The organism is Methylobacterium sp. FW306-05-D (assembly GCF_058782155.1).
The window spans coordinates 1-10,348 of sequence record NZ_JBYSXL010000108.1 but is presented as its reverse complement, the minus strand read 5'-3'; the positions used below and the strand labels follow the sequence as shown (position 1 = coordinate 10,348).

The following is a 10,348-nucleotide window of genomic DNA, read 5'->3' as shown; positions in this document are numbered from 1 at the left end:
GGCCTCGGGGGCGATCGGGGCCGAGGCCATCACCTCGAGGGCGCCGATGAGGTCGTCGTCGCTGCCCGCGGGCTCGGTGCCGGTGGCTTCGAGGTCGGCCAGGATCGCCTTGAGCCGGTCGAGGGTGACGAGGATGAGGCTGACCGCGGCGCCGGTGACCGGCATGCCGTCGCGGAACTGGCCCATCAGGGTCTCGGCGGCGTGGGCCAGCGCTTCCAGGCGGGGCAGGCCGAGGAACCCGCAGGTGCCCTTGATGGTATGGACGAGGCGGAAGATGTTCCGCAGGATCGTCTGATTGTTCGGATCCTGCTCGAACCGGACCAACTCGGCATCGACCGTGTCGAGGTGCTCTGCGCTCTCGGTCAGGAACTCACGCAACAAGTCGTCCATGAGGGATACTCGGTCCATACGCGCACTACAGTCTGTGCAGGACCGACCTTGCACCCGAACCGGTTAGGGAAGGGTTTCATCCCGACGGACAATGCGGGAAACCGCGATAATATTTGTCGATCTCCCGAATTGCCCTGACTTGTCGCCGGTGCCGGGCCGCCGGCCTCAGGCCAGGGCGGTCTCGGGCGGCTCGGAATCCGACGGCCGGTCGACCTGCGGATCCGCCGGGGCCGCGGCCGGCGCCTCCGGCAGCGCGGCGGCGACGGGGGTCGCCTCGATCGTCACGGTGTCGCCCTCGATGGAGAAGCGCACGTCCATGGCCGCCGCGCGGGCGACGAGGCCGGCATAGAACGGCAGGATGCCGTGGGCATCGACGGTGCCGTTCTCCGGCGTGCCGGCTATCATGTCCTCGACATGGGCCGGGATGCGGGCATGCGAGCCCTTGCTCTTCAGGACCAGGGTCGGCGCCTCGCCGTCGCCCCGCACCACCACGTCGATGAGGCCGCCGCGCGGGATCGCGCTCTGGGCGATCATCACGAGGTTCAAGAGGAGCTTGACCTTGTTCTTCGGGTAGAGCGCCTGGGGCGCGCTCCAGGCGAGCTGCGTCTTGTCGTCGGCGAACATGCCGCGCGAGACCTTCTCGGCATCGGCGAGGTCGATCGAGGCCCCGGCCGAGCCGGCGGCGCCGAAGGCGATGCGGGCGAACTGCAGGCGGGCGGAGGCCTGGCGCGCGCTCTTGGCGATCAGCTCCAGGGCGAATTCCCGCATGGAGGCGTCGCTCTCGTCCTCCAGGACCTCCAGGCCGTTCACGATCGCGCCGACGGGGCTGATCACGTCGTGGCAGACCCGCGAGCACAGGAGGGCGGACAGGTCGAGGGCGTCGAGATTGAGGGGGATCATGGTGCGCTCCGCGCAGGCGTTTCGGGGCCGCGTCCGGTCGTGAACGGCACCGATAGACGGCGGCGGAAGCTTTGAAAAGCACCCGGAGGCCCCGCGATCCGGGTCGACAAGGCTCCGTGGCACGGGCATCATGGCCCCCATCATGTCGATCGATGCGCCGACGCGCGACCGTATTGCGGCCACCCTGATGGAAATTGCCTGCCGGGCGGGCGAAATCCTGAGACGGCACCATGGCGGCGACTGCCCGCACGTGCTCAAGCCCGACGGTTCGCCGGCCAGCCAGGCGGACGCGGAATCCGAGGCCTTCATCCTGCTGGAGCTCGCCCGGCACTGGCCCGGCATCCCGGTGATCGCCGAGGAATCCTCCTACGACCACCCGCCGGCGCCGCTGTTCTTCCTCGTCGATCCCCTCGACGGGACGCGCGACTTCCTCGCCGGCAACGCCGAGTACAGCGTGAATATCGGGCTGGTGGCGGGCGACCGGCCCGTCGCCGCCGCCCTCGCGGCCCCCGGCCTGTACCGGGTCTGGGGCGCGGGCGACTGGGCCTTCGAGGCGGAGATCCGGGACGGCCATCTGGGCGAGCGCCTGCCGATCGCGGTGCGGCCGATGCCGGACAAGGGCCTCGTCGCCCTGCGCAGCAACCGGCACGGCGACGTCGAGACCGACGCCTGCCTCGGGGCGCTCCGGGTCGGGGCGACCCGCTCGGCGGCCTCGGCCCTGAAGTTCTGCCTCATCGCCTCCGGCGAGGCCGACATCTACGTCCGCTGCGGTCCGACCATGGAATGGGACACGGCGGCGGGCGACCACATCCTCACCGTCGCGGGCGGCTGCGTCGTCGCCCCCGCCGGCCGGCCGATGACCTACGGCCACTACACGCGCAACTACCGCAACGGCCCCTTCGCGGCCCTGGGCGATGCCCGCTACGCGGCGAACCTCGTCCTGCCCGAGCGCAGCCCGGCCACCCGCGCCTCCGACCGGCACGCGCCGCAGGGCGAGAGCCGGGTCTGAGGGCGGCGGGCGCTCAGTCCGGCGCTCAGTCCGGGAAGTCGCGCTCGATCTGATCGCGCAGGCCCGGCCAGCGCGCCTCCGCCGCCTCGCCGAGGCGCGGCTCGGCCAGGACCCGCAGGCGATGCTCGTCGCTGCGGAAGAGGTAGAGCCGGTCGCCGCCCTCCGGGCCGGGCAGGCGCGCATAGACCAGGGGATCGCTGTCGACGAGGCGCCCGGCCAGGATGCCGATCGGGTCGAAGCCGCCGAGGCGCGGCGCGTAGGCGGCAGGATCGGCCCGGAACGCCTCCCGGTTCGCGGCCCGCGCGAAGCGCCAGCTCCGCCCCGCCCAGACCTGCTCGTAGGCCGGTCGGCCCGGCTCCGGCCCGTCGAGGAAGTAGCTCACCGGATCGAAGCCCCCGAGGGCGATGCGGCCCGGCGGCAGGGGCGGCAGGGTCGCGGCCCGGAGTCGCGGCCCCGCTCCCGCGCCGAGCGCGGACAGGCCGCCGGCCGCGGCGACGCGAAGCAGGTGACGGCGCGTTAACCACATGTTGCTTTGTTTCGCATCATGATCGCCGCGTACCGAGGCGCACCGGCCCCGGCCAGGGCGTCCTCCAGGGTGACATCCCGCCCGGATGGCGGGCCGGACGACGGGCCGATCCATAGCGCGGTGTCGGTTACCGAGACGATAGCGCCCCCGGCGGGTGTCGGCAGACAGGAGGGACGAGGCATGACGTCGAACCATCGGGCCGCCCGTGCCCTGACACCGCGCGATCCCGCCACCCGGCGCGCCGTCGTCGGCGCCCTCGCGGGCGCCCTCCTCCTCGGGGTCTCGCCCCGCGCCCTCGCGGCGGCCGACGGGGCCCCGGGCAAGTTCCGCCCCGAGGAACTGGTCGATAACGGCCACCGGTTCTTCGGCTCGATGTCGCGCGGCCTCGCCCAGCTCGTCGAGGAGGCGACCCGGCGCTGGGGCGAGCCGAACGGCTACATCCTCGGCCAGGAGGCGTCCGGCGCCATCGTCGGCGGCGTCCGCTACGGCGAGGGCACGCTCTACACCCGCAATGCCGGCCAGCGCCGCATCTACTGGCAGGGACCGTCGATCGGCTTCGACGTCGGCGGCGATGGCGACCGGACCATGATGCTGGTCTACAACCTGCCGGCGGTGTCCGGCCTCTACCGCCGCTTCGGCGGCGTCGACGGCTCGGCCTACCTGGTGGGCGGCTTCGGCATGACGGCGGTGACGGCCGACGACATCGTGGTGGTGCCGATCCGCACCGGCGTCGGCGCCCGCCTCGGCATCAATATCGGCTACCTGAAATTCACCGCCAAGCCGACTTGGAACCCCTTCTGATTCGCGCGACCGCCGCGGTGTGTCCCCGCGCATCTTGCTCATCCCGGGGGGACATGGGCTAAACAGGCCAGCGAGGGTCGATGGATGTGTCCATCGTCATTGTCGTCCACGGCGTGTTGAGCGAGCGTTTCCGCGTGATCGAAACCGTGATGATCTTCGCGCTCGGCTTCCTGGCCGCGAGCCTGTGCGCCCTGTTGCTTCTGCCCGCCGTGAATGCCCGCGCCGCCCGACTGTCGGAGCGCCGCGTCGAGGCCCGTCTGCCCCTGTCGATCTCGGAGGTCGCGGCCGAGAAGGACTACCTGCGGGCGCAATTCGCCGTGGCCCAGCGCCGCCTGGAGCGGAAGGTCGAGGCGGTGAAGGCCCATCGCCACGCCGATCTTGCTGCCATCGGGGCCCGGACCATGGAGGCCGCCGCCCTCACCCGGACGGTGGAGGCCCGGGACGCCACCTTGAGCGAGCGCGAGGCGGCCCTCGCGGCGACCCGTGCCACCCTGAGCGACGTCGAGCGCGACCTCGATGCGGCCCGCCAGGACACCGCCCTGGGTCTCGCCACCCTGCGGGTGCTGGAGCAGGCGCACCAGGAGGTGCTCGACGACCTCCTCGCCGCCCGGGTCGGGCAGGCCGGGCCGGATGCCGGCGCGGCCACCGTGCCGATCGCCTCGGAGGTACCGGACCTCACCGCCACCCTGGTGGCCGAGCGCGAGACCCTGCGGGCCAGCCTGGCCGCGGCCGAGGAGGCTCTGGCCGAGGTGATGGCCCGGCGCGAGGGCGAGGCCGCCGACCTGCGCCGCCGGATCTCCGACGTCGCCGACAGCCTGACGCAGCGCGAGCGGCTTCCCCCGGTCTCGGCCTACCCGATGCCGGCGCAGGCCAGCTGATCCCGCCTTCGTCCGCCTTCGCGGTTCGTCATGTGCGGCGGAAAACCCCGCGGACGTTGCGCGGACGGGAAAACGCGGCGTAGAAAGCCGCCTGACCACGCGGCGACCATCCACGCGCCATGTTTCGACCATGTCGGCGCTTCATCGGATCGCCCATTCCCTGTTTTCTGAGACGGACCGCGCCCCCTATGGCCCTCAAGTTCACGTCGCTTGCCCTCCTCCTCGTCGCCACGGCCTCGGTCGCGCCCGCGCTCGCCCAGCCCGCGGCGCAGCCGCAGGGGGCCGCGACCGCCCCCCAGACCAAGCGCGGCAACGAGACCCTGAAGAAGTACTGCACCGGCGATTACCTGACCTATTGCGGCAACCTCGCCACCGACGATCCGGCCCTCGACAAGTGCTTCCAGACGAACTGGTCCAAGCTCTCGGAGAATTGCCGCCGCGCCATCGACGTCTATCAGAAGACGGACGGCAAGAAGAAGGGCTGAGGCCCAGTCTCGCTCCGCGCCGGCGCCCGTCTCTGCACGGGCGCCGTGTCCGCGGGCGCGGATGCCCCTCCCCGCCCGGGCACGTCCCGTCCGGGGCGGACCGGCAGCCTTCCGAGTGGGCTGACTTCGTCAGGGGCGGGCAGATTTCGTCCGAGGCGGGACAGCGTGGCCGTTTCGCTCGCCTCGCGGGGTCGCAACGGCTATGCTCACCGTCACCGCGTCTCGGACTGCAAGCGTCGATGTTCCTCCGTTCCCGCCCTCTGACGACGATCGCCGCGATCGGCCTCATCGCGCTGTCCGCCTCGGCCTGCGGCCGGCGGGGGGCGCTGGAGCCGCCGCCCGGCACCGCCGCCGCGCGCTCCGTCGCCCGTCCGGGTCTGCCCGGGGTGGCGAGCCCGCGCGAGCTGCCGCAGAGCGTCGGCCTCGGCGGTGGCGCCGCGACGCCCGAGCCCGATGCGGTGCGCGCCGGCGACGAACTCGACACCCTGGCGGTGCCGGGCTCGGGCGCCGAGGCGCCGGTGAAGACGACGCGCGGCGCCAAGCGCGGCTACGTCATCCCGAAGCAGCCTTTCCTGCTCGACCCACTGCTGTAGAAGCGGGTCACGACCGTTCTTCTCCCAGCCTCGTGCGGGCAGGCGCGCCCGACCGGACGCGCCGCGCGCAGGCGGCGTATCCCCGGGCGGAATGCCCGCAGGCAGGCCGATGCATCACTTCCATTATCGCGACGGCCGCCTCCGGGCCGAAGACGTCGACCTGACCGATCTCGCCGACCGGGTCGGGACACCGTTCTACTGCTACGCCACCGCCACGCTGGAGCGGCACTACGACGTCTTCGCCGAGGCCTTCGGCGGCGACGATGCCCTGGTCTGCTTCGCCATGAAGGCGAACTCGAACCAGGCCGTGCTGGCGACCCTGGCCCGCCTCGGGGCCGGAATGGACATCGTCTCGGAGGGCGAGCTGCGCCGGGCCTTGGCGGCCGGCGTCGATCCGCAGCGCATCGTCTTCTCCGGCGTCGGCAAGACGCAAGCCGAGATGGCCGTGGCCCTCAAGGCCGGGATCTTCTGCTTCAACGTGGAGAGTGAGCCGGAACTCGCCCAGCTCTCCGCCGTGGCGTCCAGCCTCGGCCTGACGGCCCCGGTCTCGATCCGGGTCAATCCCGACGTCGATGCCGGCACCCACGCCAAGATCTCCACCGGGAAGTCCGAGAACAAGTTCGGCATCCCGATCGGCCGGGCCCGCGCGGTCTACGCTTACGCCGCGACCCTGCCGGGCCTCGCGATGACCGGCGTCGACATGCATATCGGCAGCCAGATCACCGATCTGGCGCCCTTCGACCACGCCGCCGGGCTGCTGGCCGGCCTCGCCCGCGACCTGATGGCGGAGGGGCACGCCCTCCACCACATCGATTTCGGCGGCGGCCTCGGTATCCCCTACCGCGACGACAACGCCCCGCCGCCGGAGCCCGCGGCCCTGTCGGCGATCCTGCGCCCGCATTTCGCGCCGCTCGGGCTGCGCCCGGTCTTCGAGATCGGCCGGATGATCGCCGGCAATGCCGGCATCCTGGTGACCCGGGTGATCTACGTGAAGCGCACCGAGGGCCGGACCTTCGTGATCGTGGACGCGGCGATGAACGACCTGATCCGCCCCACCCTCTACGAGGCCTATCACGGCCTCCGGCCGGTCCGGGAGCCCGGCGCCGAGACGCCCCGGATCGTCGCCGACGTGGTCGGGCCGGTCTGCGAGAGCGGCGACTACCTGGCGCTCGGCCGCGAGATGCCGGAGGTCGCCCCCGGCGACCTGATCGCCGTGATGAGCGCGGGGGCCTACGGGGCCGTCCAGGCCGGCACCTACAATTCCCGCCTGCTGGTGCCGGAGGTGCTGGTGCGTGGCGGCGAGGCCGCGATCGTGCGCCCCCGCCAGAGCTACGAGGACCTGATCGCCCTCGACCGGATGCCGGACTGGCTGAGCCCGCAGGCCTGACGGTCAGGCGGCGAGTTCGCCCTCGATCCGGGCGACCGCCTCGGCCGGAACGTCGAGGGCCTCGGCGAGGCGCTTGAGGAATTCCCGTTCCTGCAGCGTATCCGCCAGGACGGAGAGGCGCACCGCCGAGTAGATCCGCGTCGCCTGCTCGGGTGTGTTCACCGCATCCGCGATGGTGTCGAGGTCGACCGGATCGGCGATCTCGGCCTCCAGCCAGGCGGCCCCGTCCTTCGCGACCCCCGAGGCCTGGAGCGCCGCGTCGAGGCGCTGGCGCTCGTCCTTGTCGATCATCCCGTCGGCTAGGGTGGCCGCCACCATCGCGCGCAGCATCAGGCGGGCCTCGTCCTCGTTGACGGCGGGCGCTGCCGGCGCGTCCGCAGGCTCCGGCGGCGCGACCGTCCCGCGCAGGGCCCGTGTCGCGAGGCCCGCAACCAGGGCGAGGCCGCCGAGGGCGGCGGTCGCCGCGAGGCGACCGCGGCGCGCGCGCACCAGGGCATCGACGAGGGGCTTCACATCGGCCATGGCGGAGACATCCTTTTCACGCGCTGAGATCGAGGCGGCAACCCGCGAGCGACGCGCCGGGTTCAGATCGCGGACCGGATTGTCCCGCTTGCCTGGGATGATTTGACCCCGTCGCACCGCGCCTCCACCATGCTAGCCTTGCGGGGCAGGCGCGGCGCCGATGCGACGCGCGAGGAGCCAGACACGATGGGCGAGGCCGACCCGGCGACCCCCACGAACAGCGGACCGGCCGACGCTGCCGGCGGACCGGTGCTGCGCCAGCGGCTCGACCGCCTGGTCGCCCGCTCGCAGGCGGCCGGCCTGTGGGAGCGCGCCTGGCCCATCCTGTGGCGCGGCCTCGGCCTCGTCCTGGCCTTCCTCACCCTGTCCTGGCTCGGGCTCTGGCTCGACCTGCCGCCCCTCGCCCGCCTGACCGGCCTCGCGCTCTTCGCCCTGGCCCTCGTCGCCGCGCTCCTGCCCCTGGCGCGCCTGCGGCGCGACACGCGGCGCGAGGCGCTGGCCCGGATCGACCGGGAGGCCGCCGCCCGGGGCGGCCCCCTGTCCCACAATCCCGCCTCGTCGATCGAGGACACCCTCGCGGTCGGCACCGCCGATCCGGCGACCCGCGCCCTCTGGGCCCTGCACCAGGCGCGCGCGGCCGAGGCCGTCTCCGGGCTGGCGCCGCCCCCGCCCCGGCCCGCCATGGCGCGGCGCGACCCCTTCGCGCTGCGGGCCGGCCTGATCGTGGCGGCGGTGGCGAGCCTGTTCGTCGCCGGCGCCGAGTGGCGCCCCCGCATCCTCGGCGCCTTCGACTGGCAGGCGCCGCCGGCGCCGGGCCCGAGCTTCCGGGTCGACGGCTGGATCGACCCGCCGCTCTATACCCGGCTGCCGCCCCTGGTGGTGACCATGAACGGAGAGCAGCAGCGCCTGCGCGCCCCCCTCAATTCGACCCTGATCGTCCGGATCGCCGGCCAGGGCGAGGCGGTGCTGACGCCGAAGGCGGGGCTGACGGCGTTGCCGGGCAAGCCGCCCCATGCCGATCTGCGCGAGGACCGCTTCCAGCTCACCGGCGGCGTGGCCGACCTCACCGTCGCGGCCGGCGGCACGACCCAGCATCTCCTCGTCGAGACCATTCCCGACACCGCCCCCGAGGTGGAGCGCATCGGCGCCCTCGAGGTGAACGCGCGCGGCACCTTCACCCTGACCTACCGGGCCAAGGACGATTACGGCATCGCCTCGGCCGAGGGCCTGGTCGAGCCCCTGGCGAACACGCGGGCCCTGGTGCCGCCGCCCAAGATTTCGCTGGCCCTGCCGGCCGACGCCACCGGCGAGCACGACACCAAGACCCTGGTGGACCTGACCGACAATCCGTGGTCGGGCGCCCGCGTGCGCCTGACCCTGGTGGTGAAGGACGAGGCCGGCCAGGAGGGCCGCACGCCCGGCGCCGAGGTGACGCTGCCGGCCCGGATCTTCGCCCAGCCCCTGGCCCGCGCCCTCGCGGAGGAGCGCCGGCGCCTGATCACCGCGCCGGACGACAGCCGCGGCCGGGTGCAGACCGCCCTCGACGCGCTCCTGATCGCGCCAGATCGCTTCACGCCGCAGCCGAGCGTCTTCCTCGGGCTGAAGACCGCCACCCGCCGCCTGCGCGCCGCCCGCAGCGACGAGGCCCTGATGGAGGTGGCCGACCTCCTCTGGGAGATGGCCCTGAAGATCGAGGACGGCGACCTGTCCGACGCCGAGAAGAGCCTGCGCGCGGCCCAGGACAACCTCAAGCAGGCGATCGAGCGCAACGCGCCGGACGAGGAGATCAAGAAGCTCACCGAGGACCTGAAGCAGGCCCTCGACAAGTTCATGAAGGGCATGGCCGAGCGCCAGCGCAAGGACGGGAAGCCCCAGGCCGAGAAGAGCCCGCCGAACCCGAACGCCAAGACGGTGACGCCGGACGACCTCAACAAGATGCTCAACGACATGGCCGAGGCCATGAAGCGCGGCGACACCGCCGAGGCGCAGCGCCTGCTCGACCAGCTGCGCGAGGTTCTGGAGAACCTCCAGACGGCCGAGCCCGGCGGCAAGTCCGACCCCAACGGCCGCGAGATGAGCAAGCAGGCCGACGAGCTCGACAAGCTCTCGCGCGAGCAGCAGGACCTGCGCGACGAGACCTTCAAGGACGGTCAGGACAAGCGCGGCCAGCAGGGCCAGGGTCCGCGCGGCCAGCGCCCGCAGCGCGGACAGCCCGGCCAGCAGGGCGAGGGCCAGAAGGGCCAGCCCGGACAGCCCGGCCAAGGTCAGCAGGGCCAAGGTCAGCAAGGTCAAGGTCAGCAGGGCCAGCAGGGCGAGGGTCAGAAGGGAGCCGGTCAGCGCCAGCAGGCCCTGCGCGAGCGCCTGGAGGACCTCCAGCGCCGCATGAAGGACCTCGGGATGCAGGGCGAGGAAGGCCTGTCGGAGGCCGAGGAGGCCATGCGCGAGGCCGAGGGCGCCCTCGGCCAGGGCAAGGAGGGCGAGGCGGTCGACGCCCAGGGCCGGGCGCTGGACGGCCTCAAGCGTGGGGCCGAGGGCATGCAGAAGCAGATGCAGGAGATGGCCGAGGGCGAGGGTGAGGGCGACGGGAAGGGCGAGGGCGAGGGTGGCGAGAAGCCGAGCCAGCAGGGCCAGGCCGGCAACCGCGACGACGATCCCCTCGGCCGCCCCACCAAGGGCCGCGACATGACCAACGGCAATGCCCGCGTGCCGACGGCGGACGAATCCACCGTGCAGCGCACCCGGCGCATCATGGAGGAGCTGCGCCGCAAGCTCGGCGACCCGAACCGTCCGCGCGAGGAGCTCGACTACTTCGAGCGCCTGCTGCGCCGGAACTGACGCCCCGCCCCCTGGGCCCCTC

At 72.8% G+C, this 10,348-nt stretch carries 11 protein-coding genes; 7 read left to right on the top strand and 4 right to left on the bottom strand.

Annotated elements, in window-relative coordinates; translation table 11 throughout:
- Together AC3WLN_RS22335 and chpT are read right to left on the bottom strand one after the other, a co-directional pair.
- On the bottom strand, window positions 1-390 hold a 390-nt coding region (locus tag AC3WLN_RS22335), incomplete at its 3' end, for an Hpt domain-containing protein (protein ID WP_492484947.1).
- 165 nt (window positions 391-555) lie between these two features.
- On the bottom strand, window positions 556-1,290 hold the full coding sequence (chpT, locus tag AC3WLN_RS22330) for a histidine phosphotransferase ChpT (protein WP_492484945.1): 735 nt from the start codon (window positions 1,288-1,290) through the stop codon (window positions 556-558).
- Between the two features lie 130 nt (window positions 1,291-1,420).
- Here chpT and AC3WLN_RS22325 point away from each other — a divergent pair, with 130 nt between their 5' ends.
- Window positions 1,421-2,299 (top strand): 3'(2'),5'-bisphosphate nucleotidase CysQ family protein, encoded by an 879-nt coding sequence (locus tag AC3WLN_RS22325; protein WP_492484943.1) that lies wholly within the window; start codon window positions 1,421-1,423, stop codon window positions 2,297-2,299.
- Between the two features lie 25 nt (window positions 2,300-2,324).
- Here the strand turns inward: AC3WLN_RS22325 and AC3WLN_RS22320 are convergent, their stop codons facing one another.
- On the bottom strand, window positions 2,325-2,825 hold the full coding sequence (locus AC3WLN_RS22320) for a YHS domain-containing (seleno)protein (RefSeq protein ID WP_492484942.1): 501 nt from the start codon (window positions 2,823-2,825) through the stop codon (window positions 2,325-2,327).
- A 180-nt stretch (window positions 2,826-3,005) separates the two neighbouring features.
- On the opposite strand from AC3WLN_RS22320, the gene AC3WLN_RS22315 reads away from it, so the two are divergent.
- The 5 genes from AC3WLN_RS22315 to lysA all read left to right on the top strand — a co-directional run bounded on the left by AC3WLN_RS22315 (window position 3,006) and on the right by lysA (window position 6,969).
- Window positions 3,006-3,626, top strand: coding sequence for a DUF1134 domain-containing protein (locus tag AC3WLN_RS22315; RefSeq protein WP_492484940.1), 621 nt, complete (start codon window positions 3,006-3,008; stop codon window positions 3,624-3,626).
- An 80-nt stretch (window positions 3,627-3,706) separates the two neighbouring features.
- Entirely contained in the window at window positions 3,707-4,504 is a 798-nt protein-coding gene (locus tag AC3WLN_RS22310; RefSeq protein WP_492484938.1) for a hypothetical protein, read from the top strand.
- Window positions 4,505-4,692: 188 nt separating this feature from the next.
- Window positions 4,693-4,989, top strand: coding sequence for a 3',5'-cyclic-nucleotide phosphodiesterase (locus AC3WLN_RS22305; protein WP_492484936.1), 297 nt, complete (start codon window positions 4,693-4,695; stop codon window positions 4,987-4,989).
- Between the two features lie 239 nt (window positions 4,990-5,228).
- Window positions 5,229-5,582, top strand: coding sequence for an LPS translocon maturation chaperone LptM (gene lptM, locus AC3WLN_RS22300; RefSeq protein ID WP_463775749.1), 354 nt, complete (start codon window positions 5,229-5,231; stop codon window positions 5,580-5,582).
- Between the two features lie 109 nt (window positions 5,583-5,691).
- Complete coding sequence (lysA, locus tag AC3WLN_RS22295; RefSeq protein WP_492484934.1) at window positions 5,692-6,969, top strand: diaminopimelate decarboxylase; 1,278 nt, start codon at window positions 5,692-5,694, stop codon at window positions 6,967-6,969.
- Window positions 6,970-6,972: 3 nt separating this feature from the next.
- Here the strand turns inward: lysA and AC3WLN_RS22290 are convergent, their stop codons facing one another.
- The gene (locus AC3WLN_RS22290) at window positions 6,973-7,491 is read right to left on the bottom strand and encodes a DUF533 domain-containing protein (RefSeq protein WP_492484932.1); all 519 of its coding nucleotides are present in this window, start codon (window positions 7,489-7,491) and stop codon (window positions 6,973-6,975) included.
- Between the two features lie 186 nt (window positions 7,492-7,677).
- Between AC3WLN_RS22290 and AC3WLN_RS22285 the strand changes: the two genes are divergently transcribed.
- Window positions 7,678-10,326, top strand: coding sequence for a TIGR02302 family protein (locus AC3WLN_RS22285; RefSeq protein ID WP_492484930.1), 2,649 nt, complete (start codon window positions 7,678-7,680; stop codon window positions 10,324-10,326).
- The last annotated feature ends 22 nt before the right edge of the window (window positions 10,327-10,348 follow it).